The sequence below is a fragment of the Drancourtella sp. An57 genome (genome assembly GCF_002161525.1).
In the GTDB taxonomy this organism is placed as follows: domain Bacteria; phylum Bacillota; class Clostridia; order Lachnospirales; family Lachnospiraceae; genus Sellimonas; species Sellimonas catena.
This window is the reverse complement of sequence record NZ_NFHY01000018.1, coordinates 24260-47850: the sequence shown is the minus strand read 5'-3', so window position 1 is coordinate 47850 and position 23591 is coordinate 24260. Positions and strand designations below refer to the sequence as shown.

General features: G+C 46.5%; 24 protein-coding genes. 14 read left to right on the top strand and 10 right to left on the bottom strand.

Going from position 1 to position 23591, the window contains the following annotated elements; all coding sequences use genetic code 11:
* Positions 1-624 (top strand): ATP-binding cassette domain-containing protein, encoded by a 624-nt coding sequence (locus tag B5G11_RS13570; RefSeq protein ID WP_087169641.1) that lies wholly within the window; start codon positions 1-3, stop codon positions 622-624.
* 51 nt (positions 625-675) lie between these two features.
* Here the strand turns inward: B5G11_RS13570 and B5G11_RS13565 are convergent, their stop codons facing one another.
* The 9 genes from B5G11_RS13565 to B5G11_RS13525 form a co-directional block, all read right to left on the bottom strand.
* Entirely contained in the window at positions 676-1125 is a 450-nt protein-coding gene (locus B5G11_RS13565) for an Hsp20/alpha crystallin family protein (RefSeq protein ID WP_087169640.1), read from the bottom strand.
* Between the two features lie 286 nt (positions 1126-1411).
* A complete protein-coding gene (locus B5G11_RS13560) occupies positions 1412-1741 on the bottom strand; it encodes a type II toxin-antitoxin system RelE/ParE family toxin (protein WP_087169638.1) in 330 nt (109 codons plus the stop codon).
* Positions 1738-2043 carry a type II toxin-antitoxin system RelB/DinJ family antitoxin gene (locus B5G11_RS13555; protein ID WP_087169637.1) on the bottom strand — a complete coding sequence of 102 codons (306 nt, stop codon included), beginning with the start codon at positions 2041-2043 and terminating at the stop codon, positions 1738-1740. The genes B5G11_RS13560 and B5G11_RS13555 overlap by 4 nt, the downstream gene beginning before the upstream one ends.
* 176 nt (positions 2044-2219) lie before the next feature.
* On the bottom strand, positions 2220-2342 hold the full coding sequence (locus B5G11_RS13550; RefSeq protein WP_330677504.1) for a MerR family transcriptional regulator: 123 nt from the start codon (positions 2340-2342) through the stop codon (positions 2220-2222).
* Positions 2343-2504: 162 nt separating this feature from the next.
* Positions 2505-3089 carry a sugar O-acetyltransferase gene (locus B5G11_RS13545; RefSeq protein ID WP_087254683.1) on the bottom strand — a complete coding sequence of 195 codons (585 nt, stop codon included), beginning with the start codon at positions 3087-3089 and terminating at the stop codon, positions 2505-2507.
* Between the two features lie 84 nt (positions 3090-3173).
* On the bottom strand, positions 3174-3590 hold the full coding sequence (locus B5G11_RS13540) for a hypothetical protein (protein WP_087254680.1): 417 nt from the start codon (positions 3588-3590) through the stop codon (positions 3174-3176).
* Positions 3577-3807 carry a helix-turn-helix transcriptional regulator gene (locus B5G11_RS13535; RefSeq protein WP_087169635.1) on the bottom strand — a complete coding sequence of 77 codons (231 nt, stop codon included), beginning with the start codon at positions 3805-3807 and terminating at the stop codon, positions 3577-3579. Before B5G11_RS13535 ends, B5G11_RS13540 begins: the two co-directional genes overlap by 14 nt.
* 180 nt (positions 3808-3987) lie before the next feature.
* Positions 3988-5091, bottom strand: a complete 1104-nt coding sequence (ytvI, locus tag B5G11_RS13530) for a sporulation integral membrane protein YtvI (RefSeq protein ID WP_087169634.1) — start codon at positions 5089-5091, stop codon at positions 3988-3990.
* Positions 5092-5199: 108 nt separating this feature from the next.
* Complete coding sequence (locus tag B5G11_RS13525) at positions 5200-5850, bottom strand: DUF6198 family protein (RefSeq protein WP_087169633.1); 651 nt, start codon at positions 5848-5850, stop codon at positions 5200-5202.
* A 213-nt stretch (positions 5851-6063) separates the two neighbouring features.
* On the opposite strand from B5G11_RS13525, the gene B5G11_RS13520 reads away from it, so the two are divergent.
* Both B5G11_RS13520 and B5G11_RS13515 read left to right on the top strand, forming a co-directional pair.
* Positions 6064-7089, top strand: a complete 1026-nt coding sequence (locus tag B5G11_RS13520) for a M42 family metallopeptidase (RefSeq protein WP_343215516.1) — start codon at positions 6064-6066, stop codon at positions 7087-7089.
* 135 nt (positions 7090-7224) lie between these two features.
* The gene (locus B5G11_RS13515; RefSeq protein ID WP_087254677.1) at positions 7225-8229 is read left to right on the top strand and encodes a hypothetical protein; all 1005 of its coding nucleotides are present in this window, start codon (positions 7225-7227) and stop codon (positions 8227-8229) included.
* An 81-nt stretch (positions 8230-8310) separates the two neighbouring features.
* On the opposite strand, the gene B5G11_RS13510 is transcribed toward B5G11_RS13515, so the two are convergent.
* Positions 8311-9033 (bottom strand): 4Fe-4S binding protein, encoded by a 723-nt coding sequence (locus tag B5G11_RS13510; protein WP_087254674.1) that lies wholly within the window; start codon positions 9031-9033, stop codon positions 8311-8313.
* Positions 9034-9140: 107 nt separating this feature from the next.
* Between B5G11_RS13510 and B5G11_RS13505 the strand changes: the two genes are divergently transcribed.
* The 11 genes from B5G11_RS13505 to epsC all read left to right on the top strand — a co-directional run bounded on the left by B5G11_RS13505 (position 9141) and on the right by epsC (position 23548).
* Complete coding sequence (locus B5G11_RS13505) at positions 9141-9836, top strand: Crp/Fnr family transcriptional regulator (protein ID WP_087254671.1); 696 nt, start codon at positions 9141-9143, stop codon at positions 9834-9836.
* Between the two features lies 1 nt (position 9837).
* A complete protein-coding gene (locus B5G11_RS13500) occupies positions 9838-10809 on the top strand; it encodes a LacI family DNA-binding transcriptional regulator (RefSeq protein ID WP_087254727.1) in 972 nt (323 codons plus the stop codon).
* A gap of 145 nt (positions 10810-10954) precedes the next feature.
* Positions 10955-12907, top strand: a complete 1953-nt coding sequence (locus B5G11_RS13495; protein ID WP_087254668.1) for a PTS beta-glucoside transporter subunit IIBCA — start codon at positions 10955-10957, stop codon at positions 12905-12907.
* Positions 12908-12913: 6 nt separating this feature from the next.
* On the top strand, positions 12914-14332 hold the full coding sequence (locus B5G11_RS13490) for a glycoside hydrolase family 32 protein (protein WP_087254666.1): 1419 nt from the start codon (positions 12914-12916) through the stop codon (positions 14330-14332).
* 392 nt (positions 14333-14724) lie between these two features.
* Positions 14725-16089, top strand: a complete 1365-nt coding sequence (gene pepV, locus B5G11_RS13485; protein ID WP_087254661.1) for a dipeptidase PepV — start codon at positions 14725-14727, stop codon at positions 16087-16089.
* Positions 16090-16266: 177 nt separating this feature from the next.
* Positions 16267-18000, top strand: coding sequence for an ABC transporter ATP-binding protein (locus B5G11_RS13480; protein WP_087254658.1), 1734 nt, complete (start codon positions 16267-16269; stop codon positions 17998-18000).
* Positions 17993-19792 (top strand): ABC transporter ATP-binding protein, encoded by a 1800-nt coding sequence (locus B5G11_RS13475; protein ID WP_087254654.1) that lies wholly within the window; start codon positions 17993-17995, stop codon positions 19790-19792. Before B5G11_RS13480 ends, B5G11_RS13475 begins: the two co-directional genes overlap by 8 nt.
* Before the next feature lie 51 nt (positions 19793-19843).
* Positions 19844-20437: an AAA family ATPase gene (locus tag B5G11_RS13470; protein ID WP_087254651.1), complete on the top strand. Its 594-nt coding sequence runs from the start codon at positions 19844-19846 to the stop codon at positions 20435-20437.
* A gap of 21 nt (positions 20438-20458) precedes the next feature.
* Positions 20459-21724: a hypothetical protein gene (locus B5G11_RS13465; RefSeq protein WP_087254646.1), complete on the top strand. Its 1266-nt coding sequence runs from the start codon at positions 20459-20461 to the stop codon at positions 21722-21724.
* A 46-nt stretch (positions 21725-21770) separates the two neighbouring features.
* On the top strand, positions 21771-22406 hold the full coding sequence (locus tag B5G11_RS13460; RefSeq protein ID WP_087254643.1) for a GntR family transcriptional regulator: 636 nt from the start codon (positions 21771-21773) through the stop codon (positions 22404-22406).
* Positions 22407-22630: 224 nt separating this feature from the next.
* Entirely contained in the window at positions 22631-23548 is a 918-nt protein-coding gene (gene epsC / locus B5G11_RS13455) for a serine O-acetyltransferase EpsC (protein ID WP_087254640.1), read from the top strand.
* The last annotated feature ends 43 nt before the right edge of the window (positions 23549-23591 follow it).

Below are 23591 nucleotides of genomic sequence, written 5' to 3'. Positions count from 1 at the left end.
ATGGATAATGGAAAAATCAAGATTTCCCGTCTTTTTAAGTCCTATGGTACGCACATGGTGCTCGCCGGTTTCTCGGCGGAGTTCGAAAAAGGGAAGACTACATGTGTTATGGCACCGTCCGGTGCGGGAAAAACGACGCTTCTTCGGATTCTGGCCGGACTGGAAGAGGCGGATTCGGGAAGTATCGAAGGAATGGAAGAAATGAAAAAGAGCATGGTCTTTCAGGAGGACCGGCTCTGTGAGAATTTAAGCGCCTCCGCAAATATCCGGCTGGTGCGGCAGAAAAAGCCGTGGGGCCGGGACCGGGAGGAGGTGCGTCAGATCCGGGAAGCAATGACGGCGGCCGGGCTGTCCGGGTGTGAGGATCAGCCGGTCCGGGAACTTTCCGGCGGTATGCGACGGCGGGTTGCGCTTTTACGGGCACTTTGCTGCGACTGGGATATCCTGTTTCTGGATGAACCTTTCAAAGGTCTGGATGAAGAGACAAAAAAACAGGTTATGGACTATACGAAAGAAATGTGTACCGGAAAGACGGTGATCTTTGTTACACATGACAGCAAAGAGGCGGCGCAGATGGGGGCAGTCTGTATCAGCCTGGATCATAAAGAAGAGGAAAGACAATAAAAAACCGGCGGCAGTCACTGATGTTTGACTGCCGCCGGCTCTCTTTTTATATTAACCTTCGATGGAGATGTAATTTGCCTGCTCAACTTCCTTTTTCGTTTTCTTTGGAACGGAGATCTTCAGGATACCATCGGCATATTTTGCACGAATATCATCCTGGTGAATAGCATTGCCTACATAGAAGCTCCGGCTCATGGTGCCGTTATAACGTTCACGGCGGATGTAGTTGCCCTTCTTATCTTTCTCGTCGTTCTCTGTATTCTTCGAAGCGGAGATGGTCAGATATCCTTCTTTCAGCTGAACATTGATTTCGTCTTTCTTGTATCCAGGAAGATCGACATCCAGTTCATAGGAATCATCTGTGTCCCTGATATCTGTCCTCATTACTGATGTAGAACTCTTCTTGCTGTAAGAAGGTGTTCTTCTAAAGAAATCATCATCAAATGGGAAATCCATCCAGTCATCAAATAAGTTCTCTCCAAAAATACTAGGCATCATCATAAGTCATTTCTCCTTTCAATTGACAAAATATTTATGTAATCACCCCCGCTGGGGGAGTGGTATTTCGGGGCAGGTACCTAAGCTTTCCGGCTCTTTTCTATCTGTTCCCTTTGTTCTATGTGTAATATAGCACTTGATATTAGCACTGTCAAGAGGTGAGTGCTAATTTTTTGAAATTTTTTTGCAAATCTTGTAAAATCGGTGTTTGCAAACATTTTCCACTTTTGAATTTGAGTATAGAAAAAGCGGTTGATCTCCAAAGGAGAAACCGCTTTGTATGAATTGCTTATTGCTTTATATAGACGCTTAACTGTTCTTCAATGTTGCGTCCGCTGTACATGACACGAAGAATTGTTACCACCTGTTCTTCCACATCCGGAAGATAAAACACGATATAGTTATCTACCGCAACAAAACGTAAACCTCGGCTATGCCACGGTTCTTTTCCATATCTCGGAAAGCGTTCCGGCATTTCATCTAAACTTAATATCTGCTTTTCCAGACGTTCCAGTTGCTTTTCGGCATTTTCTGGTGACAAAAGTTCAAAAGTGATATACTCAAATATCCCTCGCAGATCTTCCTCAGCCTGTATTGATGTGACTACGTTAAAAATCATAAGCTATAATCTTTGCGAATATCAGCAAAAACCGTCTTTGCATCTTTGGTTCGACCTGCTTTCATATCCACATATCCTTTCTCCAACTCTGCATGCAGTTCTTCTGTTCCCAGCATACTTATATCTGTGGGCGTTCTGTCTGGGATTTTCACTTCAAAAGGAAGTCCCCGATGTAAGATAATCTGTTTATAAAACATATTGATAGCGTTAGAAGCAGGAATACCAAGTGTGGAGAGGATTTTTTCGGCCTGCTCTTTGACTTCAGGTTCTATTCTTGCATATAAATTTGCTGACTTTGCCATAATAACAGAATGCTCCTTTCTCGTTCATATCTTTTTCTTTATTATACACAGATGTCCGCACAATAGCAATACGTTATATCCTGCGCTCCAATGATACGGTTGAACTGCTCTAACGTTCATAACTAATATTTTCTTCATACAACATTTTTTCGCACATGAATTTCACTCTGTTCAAATCAATAATCTGACTTTTTAATATTACTTTCATTTCTTGAAGGCTCAATGAGTTTTTCTTTTTCATAAAAACGGATATTAGAACGGGATAGACCTGTTCGTTCTTCTACATCTTTCATAGTCATGTTATGCATCCCCTTTCAAGCAACTCTAGTTTACTTAATAATAAGCTGTAAACAAGGCTTACAGTCAAGGATTTATCAAAAATCCGTCTATTAAAGCTGGAATAGCCGCAATAGACGGAGAGTCTCCAATTCTTTATCAACTTCAAATCTTTTTTACTAAATCTATTTATTTTCCCGTCTTACCCGGCAAGGATTTCCGTAAGCAATCGTGTTGCTTGGAATGTCCTTTGCGACAATACTGCCTGCACCGATAACAACGTTATCACCAATCGTGACGCCAGGCATAATAATTGCGCCTCCGCCTATCCATACGTTGTCACCGATTACGACAGGCGCGGTCTGTGTTTTGCAGAATTCAAAGGAGCCATCTTCTTTCGGTGAACCGAAACGGTCGGAAGCGTTGGTTGGATGAAATGCTGTGTAAATTTGAACATTTGGGGCGATCAGCGCATTATTGCCGATCCGAATAATATTATCGTCCAAAAAAGTACAATTCATGTTTACTTCACAATTATTGCCAAAATAAATATTGTTACCATAATCGACATAGAAAGGAGCGGTAATCCAGAGATTTTTCCCTTTTCCGCCAAGTAATTCATTTAAAATGCGTTCTTTTTCCTGTGCATTTGCGGAATCTGTCTGGTTATAGTCCCTGGCCAGGTCCTTTGCCTTATGCCATTGTGTCAAAAGCTCTTCATCGCCGCAGTCATAAAGCTGTCCGGCAAGCATTTTTTCTTTTTCCGTCATCTAATGTTCCTCCATTACTCAAAGATATAATTATTATATCTTTTTCTATAAAAAGAGGAAATAGATAAAAGGTAAACAAGTATTTTAAATTTTCCGGTTATAATAAATTACAGTAATTAATTCCAGCAGCATCATGGCGGCTAACATGATGCCAAACGCAAGTGTCATAGGTACCGATAATACTTCTCCGATGACAGAATGCCCCAGCATACATGCAAGCAGGCAGAGAAAGCAGATGCCTTCCGACCATAAAAATGCAGTACTTCGGGATTTGATCTTTACGAGGAGATTTCTTTCGTCAAGTTTGCTGATTTTATCTTCACGGGACAGACCGGCGGATAAACTGCGGATTAGAATCCCAATCCCGAAGAACAGACATAAAACCATGATCAGGCTTCCCTTGATATCGAAGCCTTTCCAGATGCTTGCAATCAGCATCGCAATGCCAAGCAGGCCAAAAAACAATCCAAGGAAAAAATTATTCTTGTTATAAATCTTCATACTGTTTATCCTCCTTTTCTTTATTCTCTTTCAGACAGCATAAGTCCTCAACGGTGACGCCGAATATCAGGGCCATCCGGTAGGCCAGCATCAGGGACGGACTGTACTGCTCCTTCTCGATGGAAATGATCGTCCTCGATGAAACGTGAACCAGATCAGCCAGCTGCTGCTGTGTCATTTTTGCTGCTGTTCTTAATTCTTTTACTCTTGTTTTCATGTGTACCCTCTCATCAATGTGAAGTCAGCTTCTTGTGAAGTTAACTTCATGTTATCAGAAGAATATGAAAATGTCAACAGATATATGAAGGAAACTTCATATTCCGGCTCCGGATGATTTCCCCATAAAAAAGCAGGAATCCCATTTATCCAGGAATTCCTGCTTTTTATATAGATAGCGTCAGCTATTGGTATTCTCGTCCGATTCTTTTGAACCCATCTTGAAGAGATGGATTGTGCCGGTGCGGTTCAGATAGGAAAGCAGTGACAGCCCGATCGGAAAACCAAACAGACCGACTACACCGAACAGCTGGACACCGGCGAACATGCTGACAAGTGTAATAACCGGATGAAGTCCGATCTGTCCGCCTACGATTTTTGGCTCAATAATGTTGCGCACGACAGTGATGAATACATAGAGCAGCGCAAGCTTGATCGCTCCCGGAAAATCTCCGAGGATTGCAGAAATAACAGCCCATGGAATCATGATACCGCCGGTACCGAGAACCGGAAGAATATCAAAAACTGCAATGCACAAAGCGATCAGAACTGAATTCCTGATACCGATCAAAGTCAGGCCGACAGCCAGCTCTACAAATGTGATGCTCATGATCAGTGCGTAGGAGCGGATGCAGACAAATAATGTACCGACCACATACTGCTTGATCTGCCGGACCACGTTCTGGGCTTTGTCGCTTAACTGGCGCATGCAGAAAGCGGATAAGGCTTCGTAATCCATAGCAATAAAGAAGGTAGAGATGATCATTAAAACCAGCCGGATGAAAAGCATCGGAAGGGAGGACGCAATATTGGAAATTGCCTCCATACTGGTAAGAGAAAGATTCGATACAATTCCACGAAGAGACTGCATAAGCTGGTTCCACAAATAATCTACGGTATCCAGAATAGAAGGATCCGCCTGCTGGATCGCGTGTTCCAGCTGATCGAAAAGATCAATCAGGACCGGATTTACATACCGGAGATAAATCTGCGGAAGCCTTTGTATCAGGTCGCTTACATAAGAAAAAGCCCGGATGCTTCCAAGCACTAAAAGTGTACCGATTGTCACATAAAATACCAGAACCACAAGAATGGCTGACAGCTTCCGGGGAAGCTGTGTTTTTGTGGTAATAAACTGAATAGGGCGTCTCAATATATAGGCAATAAAAAGCGCCGCGACAAACGGGAAAAGAAAGGACAGCGCGAACCTCAGCACAAAAAAGGCGAGGGCAATAATAATTGCGAAGTACAAAAAGTTAATGATGAATTTTGTCCGTTTTTCCATTTGTTTTCATAACCTCATTCCATGTTCAATATAGAAATAACTCACTAATAATTAAGATATCGGAGATTTGTGAAAGTGTCAACAGAAAGTATGCTGCCAAAGCAGTTTTTATGCTTCTTCCAGCGGAAATCTCTCCCATATTTTTCCCAGACGTTTTGCAATCAGTCCGACCAGAAGGGCAGCGGCAACGGTTCCTTCCCTGACACCCTGAAGGCTTTGAGTAAACACGAGCGAAAGGATGCAGGCAGTCAGTACTAATGTCACATCAAATCCCACCTTCATATAACCGAATTTGACCGGAAGAACCTGGCAGATGGCAAGGACTACTCCTTCTCCGGCGAGAACGACTACACCGGCCTTGACCTCCAGGCTGACCCCGACGGCTACCAGAAAGATACCCGCCAGACAGACAATCCACTGCTGCCAGTATGTATGGCACTGTATGCCGCGGACCGCCCAGACCGCGAAATCAGTGAGATATCCAAAGAGAAAGGCTACAGGAAGCTGCATCAGCTGAATCAGATGATATTTTCTTCGGAGAATTAAAATCTGGAGCAGTATAAAAACGCAGTGCATGAGAATAGTAGCGGTTCCTACAGTAAACGGAGAAAACAGGCTGATGACATAAGGAACACTGGAGATCGGCGATGTCCCGAGACTGGCCTTGATGGAAAATGCCACCCCGAAAGCCATGATGGTAAGACCGGCCAGGAGAATGAAATACCGCTTAAAAAGGGTAACAGTCAGTTGATTATGCATGATACTCATTCCTTTCGATAAAACTACAGTGATGCGTAAAAGCGCATCCATCAATTACACAGCATTTCACTGCGTTCTATTTTATTATAGCATTTGAAAAGAAAATGTAAATTATGGGAAACGTTTTAATGGATGGGTAGCAAAAAAGGCCCGTCTGATGCTATAATGGATCATACAAAGAGAAGCAGAAGGTATGAGAAAGGAGAAGGACCAATGAATATGGAATACGTACTGGAGCAGCTGAAAAACCTGCTTGCAATCGACAGCCCGTCAGGCTATACAAAAGAGGTGACGGATTATCTTTTAAATGAATTTGAGAAACTGGGAGTGCCGGCATACCGCACAGTAAAAGGTGGAGTGATTGCGGATCTCGGCGGAGAAGACGCGGACAATGCGGTCTTTGTAGAGTCTCATGTAGATACACTGGGCGCGATGGTTTCACAGATCAAGAGCAACGGATGTCTGGAGATTTCTCCGGTGGGAGGAATCGACGCCAACTCCGCAGAAGGTGAGACTGTCCGCATCCGGACACGGGACGGACGTATCTATGACGGGACATGCCAGCTTTGCAACGCCTCTATTCACGTAAATGGTAAATACGCGGAGACAAAGCGGACATACGATGTGATGGAGATTGTTGTTGACGAAAAGACATCTTCCAAAGAGGAGACGGAGAAGCTGGGAATTATGACCGGAGATTTTGTCTGCTTTGAACCGAGAACAACAATTACAAAGAGCGGCTATATCAAGAGCCGTTTCCTGGATGATAAGCTCAGTACCGCAATGCTTCTTGGATACGCAAAGCATATCAAAGAGGATGGCGTGACTCCGAAGCGGAGAATTTATCTCCACATGACAGTTTTTGAAGAGGTTGGACACGGCGGATCCGCTTCCATTCCGGATGGTGTGATAGAAGTGCTTTCCGTGGATATGGGATGTGTAGGAGACGGTCTTGCCTGCAAAGAGCATCAGGTATCGATCTGTGCAAAAGACAGCAAGGGACCTTACAATTATGATGTCGTTTCTAATCTGATTGAGGCGGCGAAAAAAGCGGGATGCGATTTTGCGGTGGATGTTTATCCTCATTACGGATCGGATGCGGATGCTGCACTGACAGCCGGATATGATGTGCGCCATGGATTGATCGGGGCAGGTGTTTATGCATCTCACGGATACGAGAGAAGCCATGTGGATGGAGTGAAGAATACTCTTCTTCTGCTTGAGACATATCTTGGATAGGCTGGAGAAAGACAGGAGATTACGATTTACTTAAAATTCTTAAAAAAATGTGAAAACCATTTTATCTAAAAGAATCCGTGTTAAAATACATGTGTTACAGAAGAAATCAGATTTACGGAAGGGGAGACTGATTGTATGGAACATAAGGGAGGACGGATTAAAGATCATATCAGACGGGAAGAGCCTCAGGGACAGGATGACTGGATCGATGTGGAGTGGCTGGATGATGATGAAGATCTGGACAGCCGGCCGGATGCAGCCTCCGGGGAACAAGGCGGTGCGCAGGACAAGTCTGAAGAGGAGCCGTTTGAGATAGAAGACTGGAGAGACGAGGAGAACTGGAACCTCGAGAAAAAAGAGGAAACACCGAAATCCGAGCCGGCAAAAGACCCGTCAGCGAAAAGGAAAAATACCGGAGCACGCAGCACGGATGGACAGAATCCGCAAAGAAAGCGACGTCCGCAGCAGCAGGGATCCGGTACAGGAAAAGACGGTAAAAATGGTAAAAAACCGGTGAAAAAAGCGCCTCAGAAAGACAGCCGCAAAGACGGCAGACGAGAGCAGGAGCAACGGGATCAGGACAGACAGAAGAAAAAGAAATCAGGCTCAGCGGCCCGCCCGGTGAAAGCAGCCGGACGTGTGGCAGGAAAAGCCGGAAAGACAGCAGGAAAAGCAGTCGGAAAGGGAATTTCCATTGCGCTGAAATGTGGATGTTTTGTCGTGATGGCTGTGATTGTTCTGGAATTGTGGCAGGAATTCTGGGTTGAGAGAAGTACGCTTGGCGAGATCTGGCGGGTGGCCGCAGACCGGAATTATGCACAGGCGCTCTACCTTGGCATTGCGGGAGTCATTCTCCTGTACGGTGTCATTTCTGCACTCTGGCTTCTTGGAGGAAAGAAGATGCCGGACGGTAATCGTGTCAGAAGCTACGACACGGGACGAGGGCTGACAGCATTTATTCTGTTTGCCATTCTGGCGGCAGCTGCAGGTTATGTGGTACCGGTGATCCCGGCAAGTCCACAGGTTCTGGAAGGTGCGAGACTGGCACTTGCAGTAGTGGAGCGTGTCAGCACAGTTATACTCGGATGCAGTGTGATTGGTGTTGTGCTCTGTGTGATCAGAAAAATAGTAGGAAGATAAACAAAGAGGAGGACGTGACGGACGTCCTCCTTGTTTTGTAAAAAAATATAAAATGATTCTTTGATCAAAAGCAGCGGAAAGTTAACGGTCCAGAATCTGCCCTTCCGGTGTGATGACCCGGACCTGCCAGGGAATCATTTTTCCGCTGTTTTTCAATGCCTGTACTGCCGCGCGCTCCAGACCGCCGCAGCAAGGAACCTGCATCCGTGCGATCGTAAGGCTTTTGATCTCATTGTTTGCTAAAATTGAGGTCAGTTTCTCCGTGTAGTCGCCTTCGTCCAGTTTTGGACATCCGATGAGCGTGATGTGGTTTCGGATGAAATCCTGGTGGAAATTTCCATATGCATAAGCGGTACAGTCGGCGGCGATCAGAAGATTCGCATTGTGATAGTACGGAGCCTGTTCCGGTACCAGCTTGATCTGAACCGGCCACTGGGAAAGAAGTCCCGGACAGCCGGTAGGCTGCGGCGCGGTCTGCGCTACCCCGCTGCGATGAATGGCTTTTGCCATGCTTCCAGGGCATCCGCAGGCAAGTGCCGGCTTTTCGGTTTCTGCTTTTCCGGCTTTCTCTGCCTGAGCAGCTTTGACAGCTGCCTCATCATAAGCAGGCGCCTCCCGATCTTCAAATGTAATTGCATTGGCAGGGCATGCAGGCAGACAGTCTCCAAGACCGTCGCAGTAATGTTCATGCACCAGTTTTGCTTTTCCATCTATCATTTCAATTGCGCCCTCGTGGCACGCCTGGGCACAGAGGCCGCAGCCATTGCAGAGTTCTTCGTTGATTTTGATTATTTTTCTGATCATCATATTCCTCCTTGTTCATTTTGTTTACAGGAAACGGCTTGACTTCCTGAGTATAGGATAGTACACTCAGGAAAAAGAGTCGGTTGTAATTACAACGAAGGAGAATTATGGATCAAATACAAATTATAGCAGAATGCCCGTTGTTTTCGGGCATGACCGATATGGAAATCCGGGGGCTTGTAGAGGAGATCCGGGCTATAAAGAAATATTACCGGAAAGGGGAAGTCCTGCTTCATGCGGGAATGGTTCCGGGTGAATTCGGTATCGTGCTGGAAGGATGTATTCATATATTGAGAGAAGAGTTCAGCGGAAGTACTACACTGCTTGCGCAGGGAATGCCGGGAGAGATTTTTGCGGAGGCCTTTGCGGCGGCAGGTGAGCCGTCTCTTGTTACGGTGGAGGCAGCCAGAGATACGGAAGTACTGTGGATTCATTTTGGACGGATGATGAGGCGAAGCGGGACAGGAAGGGCGCAGCAGATCCTTGTGGAAAATATGATGCAGATCCTGGCGAAGAAAAATCTGTTTCTTGCAGGGAGGGTCGCCCATCTTTCCAGAAGAACACTTCGTGAGAAAGTGTTGTCATATCTTGGCGGACAGGCGGCGAGACAGGGAAGCAATAGTTTTGAGATCCCGTTTGACCGGCAGGGGCTTGCGGATTATCTTGCGGCGGACCGAAGTGCCCTTTCAGCGGTGCTTGGAAAGCTGAAGAAGGAAGGAGTTCTGACGTTTCGCAAAAATCATTTCACACTGTTGAATGAAGATGTGGATGCAGAGAATGCAGGCAAAGGAGGAAAAGTTTGATATGACAATCAAAGAAATCGCACAGCTCGCGCAGGTGTCAAGTGCGGCTGTTTCCAGATATCTGAATGGTGGATATGTAAGTGAAGAGAAAAAAGAACGGATACGGGAGGCTATTGAGAAGACCGGATATCATCCGTCGGCCCAGGCGCGGATTCTGAGGACAAAAAAAGCCAGGCTGATCGGTGTTGTAGCACCAAAGCTCAGTTCCGAGTCCATTGCGCGGGTGACGGACGGGATTGGAGAAGTACTGGCGGAAAAGCAGTTTCAGATGTTGCTTACTGTCACGAACAACCGGTCGGAAAAAGAACTGGAATATATGCGGCTGTTTGAAAACTATCCGGTAGACGGGATTATTCTGATCGGAACGGTCATCTCCAAAAAGCACGAGAAATTTTTTGAGCAGAGCAAGGTTCCCATCGTAGTGCTGGGACAGTATACGGATAAAGCAAACTGTGTGTATCATGATGATTATGGCGCAGCGAAAGATCTGGCAGGGAGGATTGCCGGAAAAGAAAAGAAAAAAATTGCCTATATCGGAGTGACAAGAGATGACCGGGCTGTCGGGCAGGAAAGAGAAGACGGATTCCGGGCCGGACTTCTGGAGGCGGGAATTGTTCTTCCGGAAGAACTGTACGGGCTTTCGGAGTTTTCTGTTGAGTCCGGGTACCGTCAGGCAAAAGCGATTTTAGAGAAAAATAGTGATATCGATATCATATCATGCGCGACAGATACAATCGCGGCGGGAGCGATGGAAGCTTTGAAAGAGTGCAAAAAGGAAAGAAGAGAAAAGGTGAAAGTGACGGGTTTTGGGGACAATCAGTTCTTAAAAGCAGTTTCCGAGGGAATCACAACAGTCCATTTTTACTATAAAACAAGCGGAATCAAGGCTGCGGAAATGCTGCTGGACATTATTGAAGAAGGACATCAGGTGCCGATCCGGATGAAACTCGGATACCAGATTATGGAACATTAGACAGAGGATAAAACAGATAAGCAATCAATTTTCACAAAAACAGAATAGAAAAATCAGTAAAAGTGCCATATTTACAAGTGGCACTTTTTTCGTTATTATTTATGCAGGATATGAAATCGATTACATAAAATGAAGGAGGAGAAACATGGATTACAGAAAAACAGCAGAAGAAATCCTGGAGCATGTGGGCGGAAGCAAAAATATTGTTTCTGCCGCACACTGCGCAACAAGGCTTCGCCTTGTCATTGCAGACAATTCCAGAGCGGATAAAACAGCCCTGGAAAACGTAGACGGCGTAAAGGGCGTATTTGAGGCATCCGGACAGCTTCAGATCATCCTTGGAACAGGGACGGTCAATAAGGTCTTTGACGAATTCATTGCGGTTTCCGGAGTGACGGCCAGTTCCAAGGCAGAGGCCAAGGAGGCCGCGGTACAGAAGCAGAATATATTTATGAGGGCAATCAAGCTTCTGGGGGACATTTTCGTTCCGATCATTCCGGCCATTGTGGCAAGCGGATTCCTTATGGGAATCATGAACTCTCTGGACTTTATGAATTCCAATGGATTTATCAACATTGATACGAGCGGGTCCTTCTATGTATTTGCCAATATCTTCAGCAATACGGCGTATACATTCTTACAGATCCTCATCGCGTTTTCGGCAGCAAAAGCATTCGGTGCCAACCCGTATCTGGGAGCAGTCATCGGTATGATTATGATCAATCCGAGTCTTCAGAATGCCTACACCGTAGCGACAGAAGGTGTGCAGGCTACCCAGTCCGTCTTTTTCGGACTGTATGACATTGACATGGTCGGTTATCAGGGACATGTTATTCCGGTTGTCATTGCAGTATGGCTGTTATCAGTACTGGAAAAGAAACTTCACAAAGTCGTGCCTGAGGTCCTGGATCTTTTTGTTACCCCTCTGGTCAGCGTGTTTGTGACAGGATACCTTACACTTGCGGTTATCGGTCCGGTTTTCGTATGGGCGGAAAATGCGGTTCTGAGTGCGATTCAGTGGCTGCTTACCCTGCCGCTTGGGATCGGAAGCCTTATCATGGGCGGACTTTATGCTCCAACGGTTGTAACAGGCATCCACCAGATGTACACGGCCATTGACCTTGGACAGATTGCACAGTACGGAGTGACCTACTGGCTTCCTCTTGCAAGTGCGGCAAACATTGCACAGGGTGCGGCGGCGCTGGCAGTGGGAATCAAATCCAGAGATAAAAAGGTGAAATCACTTGCCCTTCCTTCGTCATTGAGTGCGTTTATGGGAATCACGGAGCCGGCAATTTTCGGCGTCAACCTTCGGTTTTTCAAACCGTTTATCGCAGGGTGTATCGGAGGAGGATGTGGAGCACTTTATGCCTCAATCGTGCATCTGGGAGCAAAAGGAACCGGTGTAACGGGTATTTTCGGAATCCTGCTTTGTCTGGAACAGCCGGTTCAGTATATTATCGAGATGGTCATCGCAGTGGGTGTGGCATTTATTCTCTCTTTTATTCTTTATAAGGATCAGAATAAAGATCAGAAGCCGGAAGTTGTGAAGGCGGATGCACCGCAGACATTGCCGGAAGAACACAGGGATGAAAAAGAGGCAGGCGAGATTCCTGCGAACACAACAGCAACGGCCGGAAGCGAAGAACTTCATACCCCGGTCAATGGAACGCTGATTCCGGTATCTGAGGTCAGTGATCCGACATTTGCGGCGGAAGTGCTTGGGAAGACGGCGGCAGTCATCCCGTCAGACGGACAGATCGTGGCACCTTGTGACGGTCAGATCGTCAGTATCTATGAAACGGGACATGCAGTCTGCATTGCAAGCAGTCTCGGAGGAGAGATTTTGATTCATGTAGGAATCGATACAGTCAAGATGGAAGGAAAAGGATTTACGACAAGAGTAGCGGACGGGGATCAGGTACATGCCGGGGATCTGCTGATCGAAGCGGATCTTGATCAGATCAAAAAGGCCGGATACGATACGGCAACCATGATGATTCTGACCAATGCCGACAGCTTTGCGGCGGTTGAAAAGGCTGAACCGCAGGAGGTCAGCCGGGGAACGACAGTAATGACGATCAGAACAGGAGCTTAGAATTCAATGAATGCATTATCCAAAGATCTTACAAAACTGGTCAAAATGATTGAGAAGATTGAGAGCCGGTCCGGAGAGCCAGACAGGTTCCGGCCAAGATTTCATCTGGCCCCTCCGGCCGGATGGCTGAACGATCCGAACGGGCTGTGCCAGTATCAAGGCCTGTATCATGCCTTTTTTCAGTACTCTCCATTTGACGTGGAGGGAGGCCTGAAGCTGTGGGGACATTCCACAAGCCGTGACATGCTTCACTGGGAATATCAGGGAGCGGCACTTTACCCGGATCAGCCGTTCGACTGCCATGGTGTTTATTCCGGCTGTGCGTTGACAGAAGATGGCAGAATTTCTTTTTACTATACCGGAAATGTCAAGCTGGACGGCGACTTTGATTATGTGACGGAAGGAAGGGAAGCCAACACCATACTCGTGGAGAGCGGGGATGGCTTCCGGTTTGGACGAAAGCAGCTTTTGATGACAAATGAAGATTATCCGGAAGATGTGACAAAACATGTCCGGGATCCGAAGGTCTGGAAAGAGAATGGCATCTACTACATGATTCAGGGGGCCAGACGGAAAGATGATGTTGGAGAGGCGCTTCTATTTGCATCTTCAGACCGGATTCACTGGTTATTGAAAAACAGAATTACCACAAAAGAGCCGTTTGGCTTCATGTGGGAATGTCCGGACTACTTTGAAATTGATGGAAAGAAGATTCTCTCTGCATCGGTACAGGGACTGGAAGGTGAGAAATGGAAAGACAAAAATGTCTACCAGTCCGGTTATTTTGAAGTGAAAGGCCACGTTGCAGAGCAGTGTACGCTTTCGGAATATGTACTCTGGGATTGCGGTTTTGATTATTATGCGCCGCAGAGCTTTGAGACAGAGGATGGCCGGAGAGTCCAGATTGGATGGATGGGAATGCCGGACTGTCCGGAACATACAAACCGGACTATCGAGGACGGATGGCAGCACTGCTTCACTATTCCAAGAGAAATTTATGTGAAAGACGGAAGAGTCCTGCAGCGTCCGGTCAGAGAACTGGAAGAAAGGAAACGGATTCTGGCAGAAGCGACAGGCGGCCTTTATGTGGAAGAAGAACCTGTTTATGAAGCAAGAATTGCGGAAATCAAAGAAAATCAGTTCCATGCTGTACTCGGAGAAGAATTGATTCTTGAATATCGGGACAGCAGATTTGAGATGCGGTTTATCAATCCTTCCAAAGACAATGCGTCCGGCGGACGGACCCTCCGGTATCAGGAAATCGAAACTCTGAATAATGTAACCATTCTCACAGATGTATCGACCTGCGAGGTGTTTGTAAATGATGGAGAGTATGTCTTTTCCACGAGATTTTATCCGGAAAACTACGGACTTCAAATTCAGGCGGACGAAGCGAAGCTAAAGATGTGGGAACTGGTTTCGTAAAAAGGTTAATGATTATAGTAGGGCAGTATCGCGGCAAACGGTACTGCCCTGCTTTTGCCATCTGGAAATAGGGGACATGACTCGTATGAGAGAAAACCAAATCAGATATTACGGTTAAAAGAAGAGGGTATTGCATTTGAACCGTAGAAATCAGAATCTACGGTTGCGAAACAAGAATTGCCAGATCAAACCGTCTGCGGTCGCTAAAACCTGCAGTTATAATGAAGAAATTTCCCAAAAGCCGAAAAATCTGACTATCGGACCCGGGCAGGTTTCTCAGCAGTTTTCTACTGGCAAAATCGTCTGATATCTCTTGCCTTTTGTCATGGAATATTATAGAATAATTCTGTGAGTTACTATGCTGAAGTGATTCAGCGAAAGGAGTTATAGCAATGGGATATGAAAAATTAAACGAGAAGATGATGGAGCTTAAAGATGAGATCTTTGCTTCCATCAAAGAGAGTGTCGCAATCGAAAGTGTCAAAGGCGCACCGGAGGAAGACGCACCATATGGAAGAGGACCGAAGGAAGCTCTGGACCACGCTCTGGCACTGGGCGAGAAGCTTGGATTTAAGACAGGCAATCTTGACAACAAGGTTGGCTGGATCGAATATGGCGAGGGCGAAGAAATGGCAGCGGTTCTTGGACATCTGGATGTTGTTCCGCTTGGAGAGGGATGGAAATACCCGCCGCTGGCATGCGAGATTCATGACGGACAGATGTACGGCCGCGGAGTTCTGGATGACAAGGGACCGGTAATCGGAGCGATTTATGCACTGAAAGCGATCCGTGATCTCGGACTTCCGATCGACAGAAGAATCCGTGTGATTTTCGGAACAGATGAAGAAAACGGTTCTTCCTGTGTAAAACATTATAACGAAGCTGGCGGAGAACAGCCTGCGATCGGCTTTACTCCGGACGGACAGTTCCCGGTTATCTTCTGTGAAAAGGGACAGTCTTTCTGGGAAGTTACAAAGAAAGTAGAAAATCCGTCCAGTGTCAAAGTGCTTTCTATTGAGGGCGGTACAGCAAAGAATGTCGTAACACCAAAATGTACAATGGTTGTAGAAGGTGATCTGGATGTCAAAGAAGCAGACGGCATCACCGTGACAAAGGCAGATGGAAAGACTACAATCGTGGCAGAAGGACAGGGCGCACATGGCAGTACTCCGGAAAAAGGAGTCAATGCGGCAATCAAGCTGTTTGAGGCTGTAAAAGATTGTGGCATCGATGGAGATCCGGGACAGATGATCAACTTTATTCTGGAAAAGATCGGAACAGAGACAAATGGAAAATCTCTCGATATCTGCTGGACAGACGAGGAGACAGGAGAGACAACAGTCAACCTTGGTGTTGTAAAATGCACAGAGGAAGATCTGTTCTTCACACTAGATATCCGCTATCCAAAGAATGGAGACCGCGACACCCTTGTTGCAACAATGAAGAAACAGGCAGAGGCTTATGGAATGAATGCAGATCTGGAGTCTGAAGGCAAACTGTTATACGTGCCGAAGGATTCTGAGCTGATTCGGAAGCTGATGAACGTATATAAAGAAGAAACAGGAAGAGACGATCAGCCGATCGCCATCGGAGGCGGTACATATGCAAAAGCATTTGATAATATGGTTGCTTTTGGGCCGACATTCCCGGGAGAGCCGGATGTCATTCACCAGCCGAATGAATGTGCGGATGTAGAGAAAATGATGCTGTCCTACCAGATTCTGGCGGCAGCAATGTATGAGATTGCACAGAAATAAAATGCTGATTTAAGACAGAATAGAAAAAGGATTCCGGAACTGTTCCAATGTCCGTTTTGTGATGTTGGAAACAGTCCGGAATCCCTTTTTTACGTGAAAATGCATTCCCCTCTTGCCGGAAAATATAGGATATGATACATTGGGCTTACAACACTTTTGGATGAGGGAGGTTATGAGGTGAAACTGATTTTGGAGTATCTGAAAAGATACAAATTCTGGTTTGTCCTGAACGTGATTTCCGTCTTTGGATTTGCTCTGGTGGAACTGGGGATTCCAACGATCATTTCCTATATGATCGACCAGGGAGTCATGAATGAGGACAAAGGATTTTTGATGAAGATGGGAGTGCTGACAGCGGTGATTTCTGTGATTGGCGTCTGCGGCACCATTCTTCTTGGTTACTGCTGTGCCCGGATTTCCACAGGGATTGCTCATGATATCCGGCAGGATGTTTTCCGAAAGGTACAGACTTTTTCGCACAGCGAAATGAATGAGATCGGAGTGGCATCTCTGATTACGAGAACAAACAATGATGCTTTTCAGATCATGATGTTTATGAATGTAATTTTGAGGACGGCAGTGCTGACCCCGGTTATGATTGTAGTAAGTTTCATGCTGACAGTCCGCACCTCTTTGGATCTGTCGCTGATCATTATTTCTACGATTCCTCTGATTATTATCGGGGTCGTTATTGTGGCGAAGATTTCCTCTCCGATCAGTGAGAGGCAGCAGGCGTCACTGGATTCTATCAACAGGATTTTCCGTGAGAATCTGACCGGTATCCGTGTCATTCGTTCTTTTAATAATGATGAATATGAATCTGAACGGTTTGACAAAGAAAATGTAAATTTTATGAACCAGTCGAAAAAGCTGTTTAAGCTGATGACCTCGACAGATCCGGTATTCTTTCTTATGATGAATCTTGCGATCATTGCGATCTATGTTGTTGCGAGCTTTATGATTGATGCCGGTACACTTCCTGTTGGAAAGCTGATTGCTTTTATGGACTATGTTTTCCATGCAATGTTTTCCGTATTGCTGTTCTGCCTTGTGTTTATGATGTATCCAAGGGCGAATGTGTCGGCAAAACGTATCCGGCGGGTACTTAAAACCGAGTCAATCATCGAGAACCACCCGGATGCTTCAAAGACAGAGTCCAGGGAAAAGAGTATCGTATTTGATGATGTTACTTTTGCTTATCCGGACGGAGAAGAAGCGGTTCTGCAGCATATTTCTTTCGAGGCGAAGAAAGGCGAGACGGTAGCATTTATCGGAAGCACCGGTTCCGGAAAGAGTACGTTGATCAAGCTGATCCCGAGATTTTATGATGTATCAGCCGGAAAGATTTTGATCAACGGAGTGGACGTACGGGATATGGACATTTATAAGCTCCGCGAACGGATCGGATTTGTGTCCCAGAAGGCCAATCTTTTCAGTGGGACAATCGAGGAGAATATCCGTTTCGGCAACCGGAACGCGAGCATGGAAGAAGTAGTCCATGCGGCAAAAGTAGCGCAGGCCTATGATTTCATTATGGAGAAACCGGGGCAGTTTCAGGAGAGGATTGTAGAAGGCGCGGGAAATGTTTCCGGAGGACAGAAGCAGAGGCTTTCGATCGCAAGAGCACTGGTGCGGCACGCGGATATCTATATCTATGACGATTCTTTCTCCGCACTGGATTTCCGGACGGACGCAAAGCTGCGCAGTGAGCTTCGTAAGGAGATGACGGATGAGATTGTCCTGATCGTTGCGCAAAGAGTCTCTACGATTATGGATGCGGACCAGATTATTGTTCTGGACGAGGGCAGGATCGTCGGAAAGGGCACGCACAAAGAACTGCTTAAAAACTGCAGTGTATATCATGAAATTGCAGCTTCCCAGCTGAGTGAGGAGGAACTGGCTTATGAATAAAGAACAGATCGGCTGGAAGGCATGTATGAAAGGGATGGGACGGTTTGTAAGTCCGTACAAAGGAAAACTTTTAGTGGCAGTCCTGACGACAGTGTTTGCGACAGCAATCTATTCCCTGAATCCGACAATAGAGGGGCTTGCAACGACACAGCTCGCCCGGGACGCGTCTGAAATTCTCCAGGGTGTCAGCGGGGCACATGTACATTTTGACAAGGTATTCCGCATTCTGGCGCTTCTTGGTACAAGTTATGTGACAAGGGCACTGGCGCTCCTTGTGTCGGCATTTTTCCTGACCAATGCGATTCAGCAGACGATGCATGATTTGAGAGGGGCACTTCAGAAAAAAATCCAGAAGATGCCGGTCAGCTATTTTGACGAGCACGCTTTTGGAGATGTATTAAGCTGTGTGACCAACGATGTGGATACGCTGAGCAATGCTCTGCAGCAGACGCTGACCAGGGTGATCAGCGGGGTGCTGACTTTTATTCTTGCGGTCAGCATGATGCTTCGGATCAATGTAGCGATGACGCTGATTGCATTGATCATTATTCCGCTCGTGGCGCTTATTACGAAGGTATTTGTAAAGCGTTCCCAGGATCTGTTTGACATTCAGCAGAAAACCGTAGGACAATTGAATGGTGCAATCACGGAGCTGTACGGCGGATTTAATGAGATTATCAGTTACAATAAACAGGAAGATGTGGAAAAACAGTTTGAGGAAGTAAATCAGAAGATGAGAAATTCCGCGTTCAAGGCGCAGTTTGTCTCCTCTTTGATTTCTCCCTGCGTGTCACTTGTGACTTACCTGACGATCGGTACCTGTGCGGTAATCGGATGTCTTCAGGTTATTCAGGGGACCATTACGATCGGACAGCTTCAGGCATTTGTGCGCTATATCTGGCAGATCAACGATCCGCTGTCCCAGGTTTCCCAGCTTTCCGCACAGGTACAGGCAGCCTTTTCCGCCATGCGCAGAATCTTTACCCTTCTTGCTGAGAAAGAAGAGGATCAGGGCGGAAAGGCAGAGATTGCAAAGGATAAAATCGAAGGCAATGTGACCTTTGAACATGTACAGTTTGGATACGATAAGGAACTTCTGATGAAAGATGTCAATATCGATGTCAAGAAAGGCCAGACGGTGGCGATCGTCGGTCCGACAGGAGCAGGAAAGACAACGCTGATGAATCTGCTGCTCCGCTTTTACGACGTGAAGGGTGGTTCCATCAAGATTGACGGCGTTGATATCCGGGATATGAAACGGGAAGATCTGAGATCGCTGTTCTCGCTCGTACTGCAGGATACATGGCTGTTCTCCGGAAGTATTTATGACAATATCCGCTACGGAAGACAGAATGCAAGAAAAGATGAGATTATCAGCGCTGCGAAGATGGCAAATGTCCATCACTACATCCGCACACTGTCCAGAGGATACGATTCACTGATCAATGAGGAAGCGAACAATATTTCTCAGGGAGAAAAGCAGCTCCTTACCATCGCAAGAGCGATTCTGAAGGATCCGCAGATTCTGATTCTGGACGAGGCGACATCCTCGGTGGACACCAGACTTGAGAGAAGGCTTCAGGAAGCCATGCTTCGGGTGATGGAGGGAAGAACATCCTTCGTTATCGCCCACCGGCTTTCTACAATCCGGGACGCGGACATGATTCTGGTACTGCGGGACGGAGATATTGTGGAACAGGGAACACACGAAGAGCTTCTGGCAAAGAAAGGTATGTACGAAAAACTGTATCATTCTCAGTTCGCGGGACAAAATTTTGATGAGGTTTGCTAGACATTGTGGTATGATAGTGTATAGATAATATGAGGAAAGGGGCATGAATCCATGAAAAAGAAACTCATTTTAGTTACATCACCACCGGCATGCGGAAAAACCTATGTTGCCATGAAACTTGCGGCAGAACTGAAGCATGTTGTATATCTGGATAAAGATGCACTGATTATTCTGAGCAGACAGATTTTTGAAGTGGCAAATCAGCCATATGACAGAAGCTCGGATTTCTTTGAAGAACATATCCGTGATTACGAATATGCGGCGATTCTGGATATGGCAGTGGATGCGCTGGAATACGATGACATTGCGCTGATCAACGCGCCGTTTACCCGTGAGGTCAGAAATCCGAGATTTATGGAGAGCCTCCGGCAGGATCTGATGCGAAAGAATGCAAGACTTTATGTTGTGTGGGTTGTCACAGATCCGGCAATCTGCAAGAAGAGGATGATCCGGAGAAACAGCGACCGTGACACATGGAAGCTGGCACACTGGGATGAGTACATGGCAAAGACTGATTTTTCCATCCCGGAAGAACTGAACGACAAAAGCAAAGATCAGGAGCTCCTTCTGTTTTATAATTCCAATGAAGAAGAGTTCCGCAAATCCATGAAAGAAGTGGTACGAAAACTCCAGGATGAGGAGTAAAGAGAAAAGTCAGACAGACGAATGCAGACAGGAGATTCCGGCCGGACGGCAGGGGATCTCCTGTCAGACGTAGGGGGAGTCTGGAACAAGGACAAAAGAGAGGACCGGAATATGGAAATACAGATGTACAATATGGGGCTTGGAGAATGTTTCCTGCTGGAAGACGGAACAGAAAAACTGGCAGTCAACTGTGGAACCCGCAATAAAAGAATCAATGGGACAGACAGCGGAGAGATTTACCGGGAGATACAGGACCGGGCGGCAGAAGAGGGATATGATTTGCTGATTACACAGTTTGATCCGGAACATATCAGCGGGTTCCTCCAGACAGGCCGGGTACGGCCGGGTGACGGAATCCGGACTGTATACCTTCCGGATCTCTTTTCGGAACGGTGGATGAACGAGGTGCTTGCTCTGCTGCTTTTGCAGGATCTTTCCAGAGGAGGGTTTCTTCCGGGAAAAGCGGTGACACTTACCAGCCTGATGGAAGTACTTTTAACTTTTCCGGGCAGGCTTTGTTTCCTGAAAAGGGGAGAGAGCATCGGCGGGAGGTATCAGGTACTCTGGCCGCAGAAAGACGGACTGAAAGCGGAGATGGAACAGACACTTAAGTCCGCGGGGATTCTCGACGCTTTTTATGAGCAGGACCGCTGCATGTGGAGAGAACTGGTCCGGGTCTCCTCAAGAATGAGAGAGATTTACATGCGGCTTCTTGCCATTTCCAGAAGCGCGGATGTTCCGAGAAATGAAGAAGGAATCCCGGTGGAACTGGAAGAGGACATCAAAAACTTCCGGTCGGACTTCAGAAAGCTGCGTAGAAACGAGCGGTTTCTTGGAATGGTGGAACGGTGCCAGAAACATCTTGAGATTCTGAAAGCATTTCATGACAGGACAGGACTGATTTTTCATACCCGTGAAGACAGCAGCAGGAATTTTCTCTATACAGGAAACACCTGGAAAGAAAGGGCGGCATGGCTGGCGGCAAATGAGGACGGGCTCGCCGGACTTCACAGAGAATACTGGTGCATTACGCTTCCGGGACATGGGACGGATGCCTGTTACTGGGATTTCTCGGAGTATGCTCCGAAGCACTTCCTCGTATCCAACGGGTACGTAGCGGGACAGGAGAACGGGAAGGTATCCGGACGTTACAGCGGCATGTTCGCCGTCCCGGATGTAACGATGCACTGTACCAGCGCAGACTGGTGCGAGGGGCGGAGGAACGGTATCTGCAGCTGCTGGAGCGCGCAGATCACATCTCCGCATCATTATTCCGTCATCCGGTAGCACGAAAGAAAAGAGCCGACATGCAAAGAAAGGGAGGACAGACAGAATGAATAAGAGAAGAGCAGATAACGGAATCCCGAAGTATCAGCAGATTGCTACAGATATTGCCTATAAAATTGTAAATGGAATTTATCAGGAGGATCAGAAAATCTATGCAAGATCCGCCATCGGGAGTCAGTACAGTGTTTCTTCGGAGACAGCGCGCAGAGCAATGTGCATTCTTGCGGACTGGGATGTGGTGACGATTGAGAAAAACAGCGGTGTTCTGATCAAGTCGGTGGATAATGCAAAGAATTTTCTTCAGCAGCAGAAACAGACAAAATCAATCCAGAATCTAAAACGGAATATTCTTGACAGTGTGGAACGCCAGCAGGAGGAAATCAAAGAGCTCTATGATTATCTGACAGAGATGATTGATCAGATTGAGCGTTACCGGTCAACCAATCCATTTATCCCGTATGAAATTGTGATTACAGATCAGACTCCTTATCTGGACCGGACTGTCGGGGAAGTGGATTTCTGGCAGGAAACCTTTGCGACCGTGATCGCAATCAGGAGAAATGGAGTGCTTATGATGTCTCCGGGGCCAAAAGCGGTGTTTAAACTCAATGATATCCTGTATTATACAGGGGATGAGAAATGTCCGGAAAGGGTACAGAAATTTATGTATCCGCATCAGTAAAAAAGTACTTGCAAAAGTAACAACTTTAAAATAAAATAGAGTTGTCATTCATGGCTATAATGTAACTCACAAAAAAGAGCAGGAGGTTCTGATGCAGATCTTCCTGTTTTTTTCTTTTACCCGGCCCGGAACGTCAGGGAAGGGAGAGGACTGCATGGAAAAGAACAAGGTTGACATCACATTCACACTGTAATAAGATAAAGCAAAAAGAAAATGGAGTCATTATGAAAAAAGATACGATAAAAGAAGTTGTAGAAAAACTGAACCGTAATTACCTCACTGAGGAACTGTTCATGCCGAAAAAAGGGCGGAGGCTTCCGGAGCGCGCGGCGGTGATTGAGATTATCCGTGATCTCAGACAGATTATTTTTCCGGGATATTTTGGAAAAGACAGCGCGCTGGAACTGGATACCGCCTACTATGCAGGATACCGGATCAACCATCTTTACGATGCACTGAAAGAGCAGATCACCATTGCGCTGAGATATCAGGGGAAAGAAGAGAATGTAGAGCAGAAGGCTCAGGAAGTGACGGACCGCTTCTTCTCCCGGATTCCGGATATCCAGAATCTGATGCTCAAAGATGTACAGGCAGGATTTGACGGGGACCCGGCGGCCCAGAGCCGGGAGGAGATTATCTTTTCCTATCCTGGACTGTTCGCGGTTTATGTGTACCGGATTGCCCATGTGCTTTATGGTGAAAAGATCCCGTTTATTCCGCGGATCATGTCAGAGTATGCGCATGGAAGAACAGGGATCGATATCAATCCGGGAGCCAGAATCGGAGAATATTTCTTTATTGACCACGGCACCGGAATTGTAATCGGGGAGACGACCGAGATCGGTGACTATGTCAAACTTTATCAGGGCGTGACGCTGGGGGCGCTGTCTACAAGAAACGGACAGAAGCTTGCCGGACTGAAACGACACCCTACCATCGGCGACCATGTGACGATCTACTCGAATTCCACCGTCCTTGGTGGAGATACCGTGATCGGGGAACACTGCATTATCGGAGGAAATACTTTCATTACAGAGTCCGTGCCGCCTTACACGAAAGTAAGCGCCAAGAGCCCGGAACTGATTTTCAAAACTCCAAAAGAAAATCAGGAAAAGAAGAATCTCTGGGAGTGGGAAAACTAAAACTCCTTTACCTCGGAAGACGGACGTAGTAAAATATAGGCAA

Bases quoted from the DNA above. Each gene is read 5' to 3' on its own strand.
- B5G11_RS13570 (WP_087169641.1), top strand. From the start codon at position 1: ATGGATAATGGAAAAATCAAGATTTCCCGTCTTTTTAAGTCCTATGGT.
- B5G11_RS13565 (WP_087169640.1), bottom strand. From the start codon at position 1,125: ATGATGATGCCTAGTATTTTTGGAGAGAACTTATTTGATGACTGGATG.
- B5G11_RS13560 (WP_087169638.1), bottom strand. From the start codon at position 1,741: ATGATTTTTAACGTAGTCACATCAATACAGGCTGAGGAAGATCTGCGA.
- B5G11_RS13555 (WP_087169637.1), bottom strand. From the start codon at position 2,043: ATGGCAAAGTCAGCAAATTTATATGCAAGAATAGAACCTGAAGTCAAA.
- B5G11_RS13550 (WP_330677504.1), bottom strand. From the start codon at position 2,342: ATGACTATGAAAGATGTAGAAGAACGAACAGGTCTATCCCGTTCTAAT.
- B5G11_RS13545 (WP_087254683.1), bottom strand. From the start codon at position 3,089: ATGACGGAAAAAGAAAAAATGCTTGCCGGACAGCTTTATGACTGCGGC.
- B5G11_RS13540 (WP_087254680.1), bottom strand. From the start codon at position 3,590: ATGAAGATTTATAACAAGAATAATTTTTTCCTTGGATTGTTTTTTGGC.
- B5G11_RS13535 (WP_087169635.1), bottom strand. From the start codon at position 3,807: ATGAAAACAAGAGTAAAAGAATTAAGAACAGCAGCAAAAATGACACAG.
- ytvI (WP_087169634.1), bottom strand. From the start codon at position 5,091: ATGGAAAAACGGACAAAATTCATCATTAACTTTTTGTACTTCGCAATT.
- B5G11_RS13525 (WP_087169633.1), bottom strand. From the start codon at position 5,850: ATGCATAATCAACTGACTGTTACCCTTTTTAAGCGGTATTTCATTCTC.
- B5G11_RS13520 (WP_343215516.1), top strand. From the start codon at position 6,064: ATGAATATGGAATACGTACTGGAGCAGCTGAAAAACCTGCTTGCAATC.
- B5G11_RS13515 (WP_087254677.1), top strand. From the start codon at position 7,225: ATGGAACATAAGGGAGGACGGATTAAAGATCATATCAGACGGGAAGAG.
- B5G11_RS13510 (WP_087254674.1), bottom strand. From the start codon at position 9,033: ATGATCAGAAAAATAATCAAAATCAACGAAGAACTCTGCAATGGCTGC.
- B5G11_RS13505 (WP_087254671.1), top strand. From the start codon at position 9,141: ATGGATCAAATACAAATTATAGCAGAATGCCCGTTGTTTTCGGGCATG.
- B5G11_RS13500 (WP_087254727.1), top strand. From the start codon at position 9,838: ATGACAATCAAAGAAATCGCACAGCTCGCGCAGGTGTCAAGTGCGGCT.
- B5G11_RS13495 (WP_087254668.1), top strand. From the start codon at position 10,955: ATGGATTACAGAAAAACAGCAGAAGAAATCCTGGAGCATGTGGGCGGA.
- B5G11_RS13490 (WP_087254666.1), top strand. From the start codon at position 12,914: ATGAATGCATTATCCAAAGATCTTACAAAACTGGTCAAAATGATTGAG.
- pepV (WP_087254661.1), top strand. From the start codon at position 14,725: ATGGGATATGAAAAATTAAACGAGAAGATGATGGAGCTTAAAGATGAG.
- B5G11_RS13475 (WP_087254654.1), top strand. From the start codon at position 17,993: ATGAATAAAGAACAGATCGGCTGGAAGGCATGTATGAAAGGGATGGGA.
- B5G11_RS13470 (WP_087254651.1), top strand. From the start codon at position 19,844: ATGAAAAAGAAACTCATTTTAGTTACATCACCACCGGCATGCGGAAAA.
- B5G11_RS13465 (WP_087254646.1), top strand. From the start codon at position 20,459: ATGCAGACAGGAGATTCCGGCCGGACGGCAGGGGATCTCCTGTCAGAC.
- B5G11_RS13460 (WP_087254643.1), top strand. From the start codon at position 21,771: ATGAATAAGAGAAGAGCAGATAACGGAATCCCGAAGTATCAGCAGATT.
- epsC (WP_087254640.1), top strand. From the start codon at position 22,631: ATGAAAAAAGATACGATAAAAGAAGTTGTAGAAAAACTGAACCGTAAT.